Source organism: Lysobacterales bacterium (genome assembly GCA_016721845.1).
Classification (GTDB): Bacteria; Pseudomonadota; Gammaproteobacteria; order Xanthomonadales; family Ahniellaceae; genus JADKHK01.
On sequence record JADKHK010000006.1, the window covers coordinates 40298 to 55957 of the forward strand.

The 15660-nt window shown below is 64.8% G+C and carries 12 protein-coding genes and 6 pseudogenes; 15 read left to right on the plus strand and 3 right to left on the minus strand.

Features of this window, described 5'->3' with window-relative positions:
• Nucleotides 1-68 precede the first annotated feature (68 nt).
• A complete protein-coding gene (locus IPP28_04395) occupies nt 69-2327 on the plus strand; it encodes a S9 family peptidase (GenBank protein MBL0040291.1) in 2259 nt (752 codons plus the stop codon).
• Between the two features lie 34 nt (nt 2328-2361).
• On the opposite strand, the gene IPP28_04400 is transcribed toward IPP28_04395, so the two are convergent.
• The gene (locus IPP28_04400; protein MBL0040292.1) at nt 2362-2985 is read right to left on the minus strand and encodes a class I SAM-dependent methyltransferase; all 624 of its coding nucleotides are present in this window, start codon (nt 2983-2985) and stop codon (nt 2362-2364) included.
• 105 nt (nt 2986-3090) lie between these two features.
• Between IPP28_04400 and IPP28_04405 the strand changes: the two genes are divergently transcribed.
• On the plus strand, nt 3091-4458 hold the full coding sequence (locus IPP28_04405; protein MBL0040293.1) for a Zn-dependent exopeptidase M28: 1368 nt from the start codon (nt 3091-3093) through the stop codon (nt 4456-4458).
• A 13-nt stretch (nt 4459-4471) separates the two neighbouring features.
• On the opposite strand, the gene IPP28_04410 is transcribed toward IPP28_04405, so the two are convergent.
• Entirely contained in the window at nt 4472-5287 is an 816-nt protein-coding gene (locus tag IPP28_04410; GenBank protein ID MBL0040294.1) for a patatin-like phospholipase family protein, read from the minus strand.
• Between the two features lie 381 nt (nt 5288-5668).
• Nucleotides 5669-6223: a cyclic nucleotide-binding domain-containing protein gene (locus IPP28_04415; protein MBL0040295.1), complete on the minus strand. Its 555-nt coding sequence runs from the start codon at nt 6221-6223 to the stop codon at nt 5669-5671.
• Nucleotides 6224-6303: 80 nt separating this feature from the next.
• Between IPP28_04415 and IPP28_04420 the strand changes: the two genes are divergently transcribed.
• From IPP28_04420 to IPP28_04480, 13 genes and pseudogenes are all read left to right on the plus strand, one after another.
• Nucleotides 6304-6669: a hypothetical protein gene (locus tag IPP28_04420; protein ID MBL0040296.1), complete on the plus strand. Its 366-nt coding sequence runs from the start codon at nt 6304-6306 to the stop codon at nt 6667-6669.
• A gap of 48 nt (nt 6670-6717) precedes the next feature.
• Nucleotides 6718-7116 carry a phosphoribosyltransferase gene (locus tag IPP28_04425; GenBank protein MBL0040297.1) on the plus strand — a complete coding sequence of 133 codons (399 nt, stop codon included), beginning with the start codon at nt 6718-6720 and terminating at the stop codon, nt 7114-7116.
• A complete protein-coding gene (locus IPP28_04430) occupies nt 7113-9158 on the plus strand; it encodes a M3 family metallopeptidase (protein ID MBL0040298.1) in 2046 nt (681 codons plus the stop codon). The genes IPP28_04425 and IPP28_04430 overlap by 4 nt, the downstream gene beginning before the upstream one ends.
• Before the next feature lie 78 nt (nt 9159-9236).
• Nucleotides 9237-9662, plus strand: coding sequence for a GAF domain-containing protein (locus IPP28_04435; GenBank protein ID MBL0040299.1), 426 nt, complete (start codon nt 9237-9239; stop codon nt 9660-9662).
• Nucleotides 9663-9733: 71 nt separating this feature from the next.
• Nucleotides 9734-10993, plus strand: a pseudogene (locus IPP28_04440) (IS1380 family transposase).
• Between the two features lie 901 nt (nt 10994-11894).
• The gene (locus tag IPP28_04445) at nt 11895-12116 is read left to right on the plus strand and encodes a hypothetical protein (protein ID MBL0040300.1); all 222 of its coding nucleotides are present in this window, start codon (nt 11895-11897) and stop codon (nt 12114-12116) included.
• Nucleotides 12117-12172: 56 nt separating this feature from the next.
• A pseudogene (locus tag IPP28_04450) lies at nt 12173-12508 on the plus strand (GGDEF domain-containing protein).
• 155 nt (nt 12509-12663) lie between these two features.
• Nucleotides 12664-13520, plus strand: a pseudogene (locus tag IPP28_04455) (shikimate dehydrogenase).
• Nucleotides 13517-13777, plus strand: a pseudogene (locus IPP28_04460) (DUF952 domain-containing protein). Before IPP28_04455 ends, IPP28_04460 begins: the two co-directional pseudogenes overlap by 4 nt.
• Before the next feature lie 133 nt (nt 13778-13910).
• A pseudogene (locus IPP28_04465) lies at nt 13911-14137 on the plus strand (YkgJ family cysteine cluster protein).
• Between the two features lie 77 nt (nt 14138-14214).
• Nucleotides 14215-14445: an AbrB/MazE/SpoVT family DNA-binding domain-containing protein gene (locus IPP28_04470; GenBank protein MBL0040301.1), complete on the plus strand. Its 231-nt coding sequence runs from the start codon at nt 14215-14217 to the stop codon at nt 14443-14445.
• A pseudogene (locus IPP28_04475) lies at nt 14406-14731 on the plus strand (Fic family protein). Before IPP28_04470 ends, IPP28_04475 begins: the two are co-directional and overlap by 40 nt.
• A 287-nt stretch (nt 14732-15018) precedes the next feature.
• Nucleotides 15019-15288: a hypothetical protein gene (locus tag IPP28_04480; GenBank protein ID MBL0040302.1), complete on the plus strand. Its 270-nt coding sequence runs from the start codon at nt 15019-15021 to the stop codon at nt 15286-15288.
• The last annotated feature ends 372 nt before the right edge of the window (nt 15289-15660 follow it).

Genomic DNA, 15660 nt, shown 5'->3' on the forward strand with positions numbered 1-15660 from the left:
AGAACACGCCGTCCCTGGGGAGCGATCCGATGCGTAACGTATTCACCGCGGCCGTGCTGGCCTGTGCGATGGTGTGGCCAATGACGAACCTGCATGCCGAAGAATTGACGATCGAACGCCTCTTCGACGCACCGGCGCTGGCCGGGAAGACGCCGCAAAACCTGAAGGTGTCGCCCGACGGCAAGCGCGTGACTTTCCTGCGCGGCAAGGACACGGACCAGTTCCAGCTCGACCTCTGGGAATACGACATCGCATCGAAGCAGACCCGATTGCTGGTCGATTCGAAGGTGCTGATGCCGGACGACGAACAGCTGTCGGATGCGGAGAAGGCACGCCGTGAGCGCGCTCGCACTGCCAGCCTCAAGGGCATCATCGACTATGGATTCTCGCCGGATGGCGTAAAGCTGCTGTTCCCCTTGAACGGTGAGTTGTTCCTGTACGACCTGGCGGCCGACGAGACGCAGCAGGCGAGTCGCGTGCGCAAGCTCACCAGCAAGGAACTCGGTTTCGCGACCGATGCCCGGGTGTCGCCGAAGGGTGGCTACGTCAGCTTCGTGCGCAACCAGAACCTGTGGGCGATCGAACTGGCCACCGATCGTTCGATCCAGCTGACCCGGGATGGGGGCGGCCTGATCAGCAATGGCGTCGCCGAATTCATCGCGCAGGAGGAGATGGGACGCTTCGAGGGTCACTGGTGGTCGCCGGATGATTCGATGATCGCGTTTGCGCGGGTCGACGAGTCGCCGGTGCCGGTGCAGCGGCGCTTCGAGATCAATGCCGAGGACACCACGGTGGTCGAGCAACGCTACCCGGCCGCCGGTCAGCCGAATGCGACGGTGACGCTCGGGGTCATCCGCATGAGCGACACCGCTGCCGCCGCCGTGGCCGACACCGGCGCGGGTGCGGCACTGTTGCCCGCGGCCGCGAAGGTCCGCTGGGTGGATCTGGGCAGCGACGCGGACGTCTACCTCGCGCGTGCCGACTGGGTCGCCGACAGCAGCGCCCTCAGCTTCCAGATCCAGACGCGCAACCAGCGTCGCCTCGATTTGCGCGCATGGTCGGCCACGGACGGAGCGATCTCGACCCTGCTGAGCGAAACCAGTGACACCTGGGTCAACCTGCACGACGACCTGCAGTTCCTCGACAGCGGCGATTTCATCTGGGCCAGCGAACGCGACGGCTTCAAGCGTCTCTACTTGCACGGCCGCGACGGCACGCCGAAACATGCGCTGACGCCGGAAGCCTGGGTGGTCGACAGCCTGCTCGCGGTGGACGAGCACGATGATCGCGTGTTCTTCGCCTCCGGTGGTCCCGATCCGACGCAGAAGCAGGTGTACATGACACCGCTGTCCTTGCCGGTAAAGGAAGTGCAGCAGATCACCCACGAGGCCGGCACGCACAATGCCAGCTTCCCGAAACAAGCCAACGTGTTCGTCGCGACCCATTCCGATCCGTCGACGCCACCGCGTGTGCGCCTGTTCGATGCCAGCGGCGCCGAGCTCGCGGTGCTGGAAGCGAACGAACTCAAGGAAGGCCACCCGTACTGGCCCTACGCCGCCGAACACTCGGTGCCGGAGTTCGGCGAGATCACCGGTGCCGAGCAGCAGAAGCTGCTCTATCGCGTGTTCAAGCCGGCGCATTTCGATGCGGCAAAGAAATACCCGGCCATTGTCTACATCTACGGCGGTCCGCATGGGCAGTACGTGACGCAGAGCTGGACTGAAGGGTTCATCCAGGTGCTGACGCGCAAGGGTTTCGTCGTGTTCCAGCTCGACAATCGCGGCATGCACCGGCGCGGCAAGGCGTTCGAGGAGGCCCTGTTCCGCAAGATGGGTTCGGTCGAAGTGGTCGACCAGCGCGAGGGCGTGAAGTGGCTGCGCACGCAGCCCTGGATCGACGGCGACAAGATCGGCTTCTACGGCTGGAGTTACGGCGGCTACATGGCGCTGCAGGTGCTCGGCCAGGCCTCGGATGATTTCGCGGCCGTGGTCGCTGGCGCGCCGGTCACGGACTGGGCGCTGTACGACACGCACTACACCGAGCGCTACATGGATCAGCCGAAGGACAACGCCGACGGCTACGCCCAGAGCAGCGTGTTCGCGCACCTCGATGGCATGCGCTCCGACCTGCTGTTGATCCACGGCATGGCCGACGACAACGTGCTCTTCACCAACAGCACCAAGCTGATGAGCGCATTGCAGCAGCGCGGCAAACCTTTCGAATTGATGACCTACCCCGGTGGCAAGCACGGCATCGCCGCACCCTGGATGAAGAAACACGCCAACAACGCCATCGTCGACTTCTTCGAGCGCAAGCTGAAGCGGTGAGGCAATGATCGCGCGGTGCCCTGGATCCAGGACGTCAGCACCCGCGCTGCAGCAACACGTACTGGAACGACTGCGTCGTGCCGAACGGTGTCGGATGCTGCTCGCGGGCATCGCCGATGCGGGTGAAGTGCGGCGCGAATTCGGCAGCGAGGGTGTCGGCGTCGTAGCGTTGTACGGGCAGGCCGCTGCAGCGTTCGGGGCCGTCGGCGGCGAAGGTCGCGATCAGCAGATGGCCGCCTGGGCGCAGCGTGTGCGCGGCCTGCGCGACATACGCGGCGCGCTGCGCCGGCTCGGTCAGGAAGTGGAACACGGCGCGGTCGTGCCAGAGCGCGACATGGGCATCGGGAAGATCGAGCGTGGTGATGTCGCCGACGCGATAGCGCACGTTCAACGCGAGTGGCGACGATGCGAGTCGTTGCCGCGCAAGCGCAAGCGCGGTGTCGGCGAGATCGTTCAGCGTGAGCTCGCGGAAGCCGCGAGCAAGCAGGTCGTCGACCAGCGTCGAGGCGCCGGCGCCGACATCGAGGATCGGTGCATCGCGGTCGAGTCCCAGCGCATCGATGAAGGCCAGCGATCGATCGAGATGCGGCCGGTACCAACTCACCGCGTCCGTCGCTTTCGTCGCGTACACCTGCTGCCAATGTGACTGCTGTTCCATTGTTCCGCTCCGTTCCGGCGACGCGGACGATAGCGTGACCGACCCGGCCGCGCGTCCTGTCGTTGCCGGGTCTAGACTGTGCGTCCACCCCCTCGGATCCCGACCATGTTCTCCGCGCTCGCGCTTGGGTTGCAGATGGGCCTGACGACGGCGATGCCGATGCCGGCGGCGCTGGTCGCGCTGGATCGGCATCCGCAGTTCGAGCTCGACCGCTACACGCGCCAGATCGAGCATGCGGGCGGCTGGTGGGTCGAACTGGAGAATCGCCTGCTGGTCGCGGCGCCACCGTCGCGATTGCCGGGGCTGCTCGCGGGCGAACGCGTGCTCTCCGATCTCGGCTGGATCCGGCCCGACGACCTGGCCCTGCAGACGCGCGCCTGTGGTGTCGATGAAGGGCCGGTGTTGCCGGCGATCGCAGATACCGGACGCTTCGCCCTGGTGCGCACGCCGGCGACCTGGTTGCCCTACAAGTCGCCCGACATTTCCGAGTGGCGACCGCTGCAGCCGAACTCGACGATTACGAAGGATCTGCGTGCGCGCGGCCTGATGGCGATGGCCAAGGCCGCGCCCGATCCGGACGTGCAATTGCGCGTCGATGCACTCGACACCCAGCGCTGGTTCGACGCGCTGACGACACTGGCCGGATTCGATCGCTCGTCCTACGGGCAATCGCCGAATCCCGGCATCGACCAGGCACGCGACTGGCTGATCGGACAGTTCGGCGCGCTGGGTCTGCAGGTCACGACACAGACCTTCACCCTCGGCGGCACCGCCACGCAGGTCGAGAACGTGATCGCACGCCTGCCCGGCAGTCGTCATCCGGAAGAACTCGTGATTGTCGGCGGGCATTACGATTCGCGCCAGCAGAACATCAACGACCCGAGCCAGAGTCCGGGCGCCGAAGACAACGCCTCCGGATGCGCCGGCGTGCTCGAAGCGGCGCGCGTGTTCAGCGCCTATCCGCCGCAGCGGACGATGGTCTTCGTCTGCTTCGCCGGCGAGGAACAGGGCCTTTATGGCGGCACGGCCTACGCGCAGTCGCTGCAGGCCAGCGGGACGATGGCGAACATCGAGCTTGCGATCATCATGGACATGATCGGCTATTCCGGCGATGCCGATCTCGACGTGCTGCTGGAGACATCGAGCGGCCTGTCGACCCTGTTCCCGGTCTTCACTGCAGCGGCCGCGACCTATGCGCCGGAACTGCGTCTGATCAGCGACACAAGCTATTGCTGTTCCGACCATGCACCGCTGATTTCGCGCGGCGCGCCGGCGCTGCTGACCATCGAGAACGACTACAGCTACAACGCCACCACGCGACCCGAGGGTTACCAGCACTATCACCGCACCACCGACCTGCCCGGCAACGTCACCCGCGCACAGCAAATGGGCGGCGGCATCCTGAAGATGAACATCGCGGTGCTGACGGAGGCCGCCGGCATCGCGCCACTGTTTGCGGACGGTTTCGACTGATCAGAACACCTGATCAGAACACCGGGGTCTCATCGGCGAGCGCGTCTTTCGGACCACCGACGATGCGCAAGGTGTGCTGGTAGCCGCGATCGATGGCGTGGAAGAAACTCTGCCATTCGAGCAGACCAATGTCGGCCAATGGCGGCTTGATCAGCAGGGTCGATTGTGCGCGGGCACTCGCGGCTTGCGCCCCGGAATTGATCATTCCGGCACGCAGCAGGATCTCGCGCAACCGCGGTCGACGATAACCGGCACGATCCTGCATCCACAGCTTCCAGCCGGGCGGCAATTCGTATTCGTCGTCGAGTGCAGACAGGGCGTAGTCGCCACCGATGTCGACGGCAATCACCTCGCCGCGGTGCTGGGCGCGCATCAGATCCACCGGCAGGTTGTTGACGACGCCGCCGTCGACGAACACCTGACCGCCGCGGAACACGGGTGGCAGCAGGCCGGGAATCGCGACCGACGCACGCAGGGACTGCCACAACGTGCCATCGCGGTGCACATGCGCATCGCCCTTGGTCAGGTTCGCGGAAACACAGAAGAACGGCAGCGGCAGGTCTTCGATGTCGCGCTCGCCATAGGTCTCGCGCAGCAGCCGCGACACCTTGCGGCCCGACACGATCGAGACCAGGGGCAGCGTGTAGTCGGACAAGGGATTGGTGTCGTAGAACGCGTGCCGGAACCGCTCGGTCATCTCCTCGATCGACCACTCGGCGGCCACGCCGGCACCGATGATCGCGCCGATCGAGGTACCGCCGACGCTGTCGATCTCCATGCCCGCTTCGCGCAGCGCTGACCACGCCGATGTGCGCGAAGCCGCGCGCACCGCCGCCGGACAGCACCAGCGCCAGGCTCTGGCCGCCGATCAGGCGTGCCACGCGGGCATTGTCGCGGGCGTCACGCACATGGTGGATCGAGGCGCGCGGACAGAACGCGTGCCAGCGCCGCGCCGCGCCGAATCGCGGCTTCGACAGGTGCTGCACGATCAGGTATTGGCGGCGCGCGACCGCTTCGTCCGCAGCATCGGGCCAGGCGGCATCCGAGCTCGGTGCGTCCGAAGCGCGGACGACGAACAACAGTGCATCGGCCTGGCGCCGGCACTGTTGTCGCCAGGCATTGTCGCTCCCGTCGGCGACATACAGCACGAATCTGGAAGCGGCCTCGATCGCGTGGTAATGCCCGGCGGCTTGACCGGCTTCATCGGCCCTCAGGGTCCGCACCGAGCCGAAGCGCGCCAGATCCTCGGCGAGGCGATTCGCGAACAGGTCGAGATCGACCCTGGCGATTGCGGCAGCACCGCCAGCGCGCGCGGCGCGGCAGCATGCGTCTGCAGTTCGCCATGGCGCCGAAGGGCCAGTCGCGCCAAGCCCAGCAAGGCTTGCGGAAAGGTCTCGGCGAGCACGTCGAGGTGGGTCGCCGGCAGTCGCACCAACTCGGAATCGCGCAGCGCACGCACGGTGGCGGAGCGCGGCCGCGAGATCAGCACGCCGAGTTCGCCGACACTCTCGCCGGCCATGATGTGACCAACCAGATGTGCACCGCCGTGGCTGTCGCGCTGGAACGCGGCGAGGCTGCCGTTGACCAGCAGATACACCGCGTCGGAGGCCTCGCCCTCGAAGAACAGGGGCTCGCCGCCGGCCACGCGATGCCATTCGCAGCCCGCGGCCAGCAACACCCGTGCCTGTTCGGGCAGGGTCGAGAACCACGGCACGTGGCCGAACAGCTCGACAAATCGGTAGCGGTCGGGCGAGGCGCTGCTCATGCGTGAATGCTACGGCAAGCGTCGCGGACAATCGCTATTCTGTCCGCACAGCCGACTGACTTTGATCGGGTGAACGGGTGATGGGTACAGCAAAGACGCGTTATCGAAGCCTCGCGATACCCGCGCTCATACAGCCGCCGCTGTCGATATTTCGAGAGGATCGAGCGATCAAGTCGCATCCGGCGTATGCCGATGCAAAGGCAGGAAATATCGATGCCGCAATCCAGTTGGTCAGGGATCTCGCAGAACCACTGAAGGCACTCGCTGATCTGTTTGACGAAACAACCATTTTCGTTGCCCCACACGCGGAAGAGTCGGCGGGAGACAACGCGATACCGATCGTTCTGTCGGCTTTTCTGGCCGAGTACCGCTCCGCATTGCTCGACGACGAAATTGTTCAGGCCAATCGTGGTATCACACCGGTGCGGATGCGATGGAACGTCTGATCGCACCGGCAGAGTTTGAAGGTGACGTCATTTCGGGCGGCGCCTGACGTGATTGTCGACGACGTCGTGACGATGGGTGGAACGATCGCCGACCTGGCTTCTTACATTCAAATGAACGGCGGAAAGGTCATCGGCGTAGTCACATTGGTCGATGCATCCCGCTCTGGTAGCCTCGCTTGCAACGCAAAGCTATTGCACGAAATCGAGAAGAGGTTCGGAGATGAAATCCGCCAGCAGTTCGGCATCGAGCCAAGCGCGCTTACCGCAGAAGAAGCCGGGTACCTCATTGGTTTCCGATCGGCTGAAGAAATCCGAGGTCGCGCAGCTAAGGCAGCAGAAGAAAGACGCAGGCGCCTACGCTCGAAGGGCATTCTCGTCGATGAAGTGAGCGACTCTCCGGCCCCGCCCAGCGCGGGGCCGGTTCGTTTTGGCCAGGAAGAACCATGAACGTTTCCAACCCCCTGTTGCGCGACGACGAATTCGTCGCCTATTCCGAGATCCGCCCGGAACACGTGCTGCCGGCCGTGCAGGCACGCATCGCCGACTACCGCGCGTGCATCGAGCAGCTGGTCGCCGATCCGGCGCAGCATCGCTTCGCCGCCCTGATGCTGGCCTGGGAGGAATGCGAGGACGCAATGAACCGCTGCTTCGCGCCGGTCGGGCATTTGCACAACGTCTGCGACACGCCGGAATTGCGTGCGGTCTATGGCGACGCGATCGAACTGCTGACCGATTTCGGCACCGATATCGGCCAACACGCCGGACTGTGCGCGGCGGTGCGCGCCATCCGCGCGCGCGCCGACTTCGATGCATTGCCCATGGCCGCGCGCAAGCTGGTCGACGACGCGCTGCTCGATTTTCGACTCGCCGGTGTCGACTTGCCGCCCGACCAGCAGCAGCGCTTCCGCGCGATCGCCACCGAACTGTCGCGCCTGACGACCGAGTTCGAACAGGCCGTGCTGGACGCCACCGAAGCCTGGACGCTGGACCTGCCCGAGACCGACGCATGCCTGCGCGGCTTGCCCGAGTCCGCGCTGGCGCAGCTGAGGCAGGCGGCACGCGAGGCCGAGGTCGATGGCGTGCGCATCACGCTGCAACCTCCGGTCTATCAAGCCGTGATGATGCATGCCGATGATCGTGCCCTGCGCGAACTCGTCTACACCGCGTATCAGACGCGTGCTTCGGATCAGGGTCCGAACGCCGGTCGTTTCGACAATGGGCCGCGGATCGAGCGGATCCTCGCATTGCGTCACGAAGCCGCGCAGCTGGTCGGCTTCGCCAATGCAGCGGAAGAGTCGCTGGCAACCAAGATGGCGGAGACACCAGAGCGTGTGCTGCATTTCCTGCACGATCTGGCCGCCCGCGCGAAACCGGTCGCGACGCGCGAGATCACCGAACTCGCGGCATTCGCCCGTACCCGTTTCGGCATCGCGTCGCTTGAACCCTGGGACGTGAGTTACGCCAGCGAGAAATTGCGCATCGAGCGCTACGCCTTGAGCGAAGAGGAACTCAAGCCGTTCTTCCCGCTGGAACGGGTGATGGCCGGTCTGTATGCATTGACCGAGCGCGTGTTCGGGGTGCGTCTGGTCGAGCGTCAGGGGCGTCGACCTGTGGCACAGGACGCCCGCTGCTTCGACCTGATCGATGCCCAGGGTACGGCGTTTGCGGTCGTCTATCTCGATCTGTTCGCGCGCAGTGGCAAGCGCGGCGGCGCCTGGATGGACGTGGCGCGTTCACGCAAGCGCATCGCGGCATTGCAACGGCCGATGGCCTATCTCACCTGCAACTTCGCGCCGCCCACGGCCGAATTGCCGTCCTTGCTCACCCACGACGACGTGCTCACGCTGTTCCACGAGTTCGGCCACGGCTTGCATCATCTGCTGACCGAGATCGATTACCCGAGCCTGTCCGGCATCGAGGGTGTGGAATGGGACGCGGTCGAGTTGCCGAGCCAGTTCATGGAGAACTTCGGCTGGCATCGCGAGACGCTCGATCTGATCGCCACGCACTGGCGCAGCGGCGAAGCGCTGCCCGAGGCCCTGTTCCAGCGCATGCTCGCGGCCAAGCACTTCCAGGCCGGCCTGTTCCTGGTCCGCCAGCTGGAATTCGCGTTGTTCGATTTCCGGCTCCATCTCGAATTCGATCCGGCGCGTGGTGCCCGTGTGCACGAGTTGCTGGCCGAGGTGCGCGGCGAAGTCTCGGTGATCCAGCCGCCGGCCTGGCAACGATTCGCGAATGCCTTCACGCACATCTTCTCCGGCGGCTACTCGGCCGGTTACTACAGCTATCTCTGGGCGGAAGTGCTGTCGGCGGACGCGTTCGCGCGCTTCGAGGCCGAAGGCATCACCAATGCTGAGACCGGTCGCGCCTTCCGCGGCGAGGTGCTGGCCGTCGGCGGCTCACGCCCGGCGCTCGACAGTTTCGTCGCTTTTCGTGGCCGGGAACCCGACCCGGCGGCCCTCTTGAGGAGTTACGGGTTGGCGGCCTGAGTGGTCTTCACGGCACGTAGATGTCAGGCCGGGTGAGGCCGAATAAACTCGCGGCCTGCCTGTTCACCGGGGGGTGGCGTGGTCGCATTTCCATTGCCAGCGGACGAGGCCGAGCGCCTCGTTGCGCTGGCTGAAACACAATTGCTCGACAGCGAGCACGAAGCGGTGTTCGATGCCGTGGTGGCGCTCGCGGCGTCGATCTGCGGCGTGCCGATGGCGGCGATCTCGCTGATCGATCAGGACCGCCAGTGGTTCAAGGCCAGTGTCGGTCTCGACGACCCTGAAACCCCGCGCGGGGATGCCTTCTGCACCTACACCATCCTCGACACCCAACCGTTGCTGGTCAGTGATGCGCACGCGGACGCGCGATTCCGCGACAACCGCCTGGTCAACGGCGCACCGCATATCCGCTTCTACGCCGGCATGCCTCTGGTGACTGCCGCAGGCCACGCGCTCGGCGCCTTGTGCGTGATCGACCGCAAGCCTAGCCCGAATATTTCATGAAGAGAAAACAGTGACGGCGTGCAACCGTTTAGGATTGAGTTGTCGAGACCAAATCCGCGGAGCACGCCGTCATGACAGAGTGTACCGAGCAACTTGAGCTGTTTGGGCGGGTCGGCCGGGCACAGGTCTCGGCGGAATTTTCGGGTGGCGAGATCAGTTCGGATGGCGGCGGTGCGTTGCTGCTTCGGCAGACGGAGCGGCGCTTTGGATTGCTGGCCGCAGCGGCGAAGTGTCTTCCAGATGATCGTGCGGATGGTCGGGTGCGGCACACGCGCCTGGCGCAGTTGACGCAGCGCGTGTTTGCGATCGCGATGGGCTACGAAGACCTGAACGACCACGATCATTTGCGCCATGACCTGGCGTTGAAGACCGCCATGTCGCAGCGACATGCGGCGAGTTCATCGCCGACCTTGTGCCGGTTCGAGAACGCGATGGATCGCGCGGTGGCCGTCGGCCTGCACGAAGTGCTGATCGATCAATTCATCGCACGACAGGCGTCGGCACCGAGCGAGTTGATTCTGGATCTCGATGCAACGGACGATCGGGTGCATGGCCGCCAGGAAGGCCGCTTCTTCCACGGCTACTACGACAACTACTGCTTCCTGCCGCTGTACGTGTTCTGCGGCGAGGAATTGCTGGTGAGCTATCTGCGCCCAGCGAACATCGACGGCGCGCATCACGCGGCGGCGGTTGTGAAGCTCTTGGTGCGGAAGCTGCGCGCGGCATGGCCTGAAGCGCGCATCACGGTCCGCGCCGACTCGGGATTTTGCCGACGCCGACTGCTGCTGTGGTGCGAGCGCCATGGCGTCGATTACGTGATCGGGCTGGCGCGCAACAATCGTTTGGCGGCTCTGGCGCAGCCTGCGATCGACGCGGCTGAAGCGCGCTTCGAGAAGGACAAGCTCAAGCATCGCGACTTCGCCGAGATTCACTATGCCGCGAAGACCTGGACGCGCAAGCGCCGGGTCATCGTTCGTACCGAGCACGGCGAGCAAGGATCGAACCCGCGCTATGTCGTCACCAACCGACAGGATGAACCCGCGGCGATCTATGACGCGATTTACTGTCAGCGAGGCGAGATGGAAAACCGCATCAAGGAACAACAGCTCGGTCTGTTCGCCGACCGCACCAGCTGCAGTGCGTGGTGGCCCAACCAGTTCCGACTGTTGCTCGCATCACTCGCCTACACGTTGATGCAGAACATCCGTAGTCACGCGCTCGCCGGCACCGAACTGGCCAAAGCCCAGTGCACGACGATCCGGCTCAAGCTGTTCAAGATTGGCGCAGTGATCATTCACAGCGTGCGCCGTATCCGTTTCCTGCTGCCAAGCGCTTGTCTACCGCACGCGCTTCGCGCTCGCGGCACAACGTCTCGCGCCCAGCGGATAACCCCAAAACAGTGCTGACCCCGGCACGCCATAAACAACGGGGGTTGGGGGAATCACGTCCGAAATCCGGAAAAACACAAGATGTAGGAGGAAATCTTGGAAATTTCCGCGCCCGCGACCGTTCAACGACAAAATTCCGCCGGTCGCTGCGCGTGATGAAATATCCGGGCTAGGGAACTGGATGGTGGACAGCGCGACTCGTTGCGACATCTCGCGACCGTCGTCGAGCGTCTGATCGACGCGCGGGTGGAATCGTTGCGTCAGCAACGCGCGCTCAGCGAGAGCGAGGTCAGGTGGCGCGCAGTCGCGATTTCATCCGCGAGATCACTGATGCGATGCCCGCGCTTGTCCTCTACCTCGACGGCGAAGACGAGAACGTTCGTTTCGCGAATGCCGATGTCGGTCCGGCGTTTCGGCGTCGACGCGGAGCTGCTGGTCGGACGCGGCTTTGCCGAGATTCGCAGCAGCGCAGGCTGTATGGAAATCCAGGCGCCCCTGGCACGGGGCGCTGGCGGCGAGATCGTCTCGTTCGAGGGCAGCCGGCGTGTGCGCGACGGCTTCTATCACTTCCGCACCCACCACGTGCCCGATCAATGGCGACGATCGGGTACGGGGCGTGTTCGCATTGACGTTCGAGCATCACTGCGCAGAAGCAGGCCCGAGATCAACGCGCGCACGGCCGAACGACGCTTTGCAGCTGATCGCCGACAATATCCCCGCCGCGGTGTCGATCATCGATCGCGATCATGTCTATCGCTTCCAACAATGCGGCCTATGAGCGCCACCGGTCGGCCGTTGTCGGAGTATCACCGGACAGCACGTCGCGGAAGTGCTCGGCGCAGCGATGTGCAGATCGAGCCGCATCTCGCGCGCGCTGGACGGGCATCGCACCCAGTTCGAACTGCGCCAGGAGCGGCCCGAGGGTCCGCGTTTCCTGCGCGGCAGCTATCAGCCGAAGCGTGACGACGGCGCGGTCGTCGGTGTGTTCGGGATGATCCTCGATCAGAACCGAGTTGAAGCTGAGCCGAAGACCAGCTGCGCGTCATGGCCGAGTTCGACGCACTGACCAAGCTCGCGAGAACCGCTACCGCCTGTACGACGTGATCGCGATGTCGTCGGCGCGTGCGCAGCGGCTTCGGGGCCGGACGGGCGCTGCTCTATCTCGACCCTCGACAAGTTCAAGGCCATCAACGACCGTCATGGCCATGCTGGCGGCGCGATGCCGTGCTAATGGAGTTCGCGCGCCGTCTCAAGGCGTCGGTGCGCGCCACCACGGACACGGTGGCGCGCCTGGCCGACGACGAGTTCGTCGTGCTGCTCGAAGATGTGCGCAATCCAGCCGATGCCGTTCGTGGCCGATGCCATTCTTGCCGCCATGGGCCCGGCCGTGACGTATCTGGATGTCGACATCGCCGTCGGCACCAGCATCGGCATCGCCCTTGCGAATGCGGTCGATGAAGGCGCGGATGCCTGGCTGCATCGCGCCGACGGCGCGCTCTATGCCGCCAGGCGGCCGGTCGCGGGCGGTTACCGGATCGCAGCCGACCATCCCTGACTTCGCAGCCTGCCATCGCCGGGTCCATGCTCCGTCCATCTTCCGGATGGAGCGGCCCATGTTCAGCACCAAGCTGGTCGATGATCTCGATGTCACGCTGGCCCGCTACGCGGTATTCGGCCATCCGGTCGGGCATTTTTTTACACAAAGTCGCCACAGATCCATCGCGCCTTCGCGCACCAGCTCGCGATCGCGCTCCGCTACGACGCCATCGATGCGGCCCCCGGTACCTTTGGCGGCCACGCTGTCGCGCTTCGCGGCGGAGGGCGGCGTCGGCGCCTATCACCCTGCCGCTGAAGGCCGAGGCGTTTGCCGCGGCACGCGCACAACGCGCGGGCGCGGGCGGCTTGGCGTCGCGAACACGTTGGCCTGGCGCGGCGATCACTGGTACGCCGACAACACCGACGGTGAAGGCCTGATCCGCGATCTCGGCGAGCGTCATCGCATCGACCTGCGCGGTCGGCGCGTTGCTGCTCGGTGCCGGCGGCGGCGCGGCAGGGGCGTGTTGCCGGCCCTGCTCATGCCGGCGTCGCCAGATCACGATCACCAATCGCACCCCGAACGCGCCGACCAGTTGTGCGACTGGATCGGTGATCCGGCGCGCGTCAGACCTGGTACCTCGATGACTTGCGGCGCGCCGGCGATTTCGATGCGTGTTCAATGCCTGCCGCCGGCCAGCATGGCGAACCGTCGACTTGCCGTTCGCGATCGCGAATCCGCGCACGCTGGCCTACGACCTGAGTTGCGGCAAGGCGCCACGGGTTTCCTGGCGTGGGCGAGACGACGGGTTGTGCCTACGCGCTCGATGGACTGGGCATGCTGGTCGAGCAGGCGGCCGCGGCCTTCGAACTCTGGCATGGCACCCGCCCGAAACCGATCCGGTGTATGCAGCTGCATCGCGAGTCGCGCGGATGAACGAACGGCCGTCGATCCTGTTCCACTTTGCCGCGCGCAGCGACTGGGCCGACGCGCAGGCGACCGAGGAATACCGGGCGCCGTCGCTGGCGACCGAGGGCTTCATTCATTGCGCAACGCGGGCGCAGATTCCCGGCGTGATTCAGCGCCATCTGCAAGGTCGCTCCAATCTGTGCGGCTCACGCTCGACGACCCGGCTCGAACCCTGGTTGCGTTATGAATGGAGCGAGGCCAGCGGCGACGACTACCCGCATCTACGGCCCGATTCCGATGAATGCCGTGATCTCGGTCGAGTTGTTCGAGCCGACCGCCGCCGAATACGGTGGCCGAGCCGCTGCAGCCGATGGTCGTGGGGGCTGGCATTGGCGTGCCGCGTGCGCCGCCTGTTGCATCGCACCCTCGATTTCGACGCCGATGCCCGGCCATCCGCACGGCAAGCCTGCAGGCGTCGCTTGCATGAACCTGCTGCCGGACTTGCGCTGCGCCCTGTTCGGCCGGCCAGAGCGACCGAAGGTCTGCGCCAGCCTGCGTCCGGCAACCGAGAGGTGTGCGGTGATCATCGCGATGCGGCGCTAGCGGTCCTGACTGAGCTGGAACGCGCCACCGCGGCAGGTTGAGTTCAGCCGGGTCAGGCATTCGGCTCGGCGTGTGACTGCGCGTAGGCTAGCCACGAAAGTTATGACAGGAGTCCGCCATGACCGTCATCGACGCCTCCCATCCGCGCGCCATCGGCAATTCCAGTGGTGTGGTGCTGCCCAAGGAGATTGCTGGAACTGCTGAACGTGAAGCAGGGCGACAAGCTGTTCGTCGCGTACGCCGGATGGCATCGCGCTTTGAAGCCTATGACGAAGACTTCGCCGAGCAGATGGATTCTGGCGCGAGATCATGCGAGGACCGCAACATCCTGCGCGAATTAGCGAAGTGAGCGCGCGCTTCCGCTGGATCAGCGAATCCGTCGCGCTCGCCATCCACGACGAACAATTGGCGCAGCATGGCGGCGGATCGGGCATTCGCGATGCCGGACTGCTCGCATCGGCGCTTGGCAAAGCCGCAGCAGCTCGCAGGCCTACGGCGAGCCGACGTGTTCGATCTGGCCGCCTATGCCCTTCGGCGTGGCGCGCAACCATCCCTTCATCGACGGCAACAAGCGCACCGCCTGGGTGCTGGCTCGATTGTTCCTGCGCCTACGGATACTCCTATCGCGGAGGTGATGCAAGCGGCGGTGTGACGATGCTGAACTTGTCGGCGACATCGACCAGGACCGTTTCGCCGCCTGGCTTGCCAGCATTCGGCCGCGGTCGAACGCTAAACCCTTGTCCGGCGCTTTGCCGGCAGGCTCCGGTATAAAGCGCCCCCTTTGGTGCCGGCGTTCCCGGCAGGCGTGCCGCACGGGGCCGCCCGGCGTCACCAACCTTTCGAAACCGTGCCACTGCGTTGCAGTTCGAAGGCCGATATCGTCCAATAGTCTGGGCATGTGATGCCAGAATAGAGGCCTGCAATGGCGGGTTCGCCGTCACCGGAGGCGTGCTTGCGACAAAACAATTTCACGCCGAACAACAAGACCCGTCGTCGCTGGTTGCCGAACCTGCACGAGCCGCCGCTTTCTGGGTCGCCTCCGAAAAACCATGGAATTGAAGCCCAAGGTCTCGACCAAATGCGCACCATCGACAAGAACGGCATCGACGCCGTGCTCGCTGATCTGCGCGCACGTGGAGGAAAAGGTTTGAGGAGGACCGAACCACGGCATCGAAGCGCGAAAATCCCATGATTTCGATGGCTGGCTTAGGTCACTTCTACACGACCGACAGAAACAAGAAGACCAAGCCGGAAAAGTCGAAATGAGCAAGTACACCGGTCGTGCACAGCACGTCCTGCAAGGAAGTCAGACCAAGTAAGTAGGAGTGAGCCCGACTCGCGACCACTGGAACGATTTTCGAAAGACCGCGCCCTCGTGGCGGGTTTTTGGAAGTCTCCGCGGTGGCGATCGCGCGGCGATCGCGACCCCGAGGTCGCAACTCACGGTTGCGGAAGCGGTGTTCAAATCACCCGTGGAAAGCGGATCACGAAGCGGGCGCGCTCGTCAGCTGACTCCGCACTGATCAAAACCGGCGCAGATGCGTCACCAGGTTGGAAGACGATG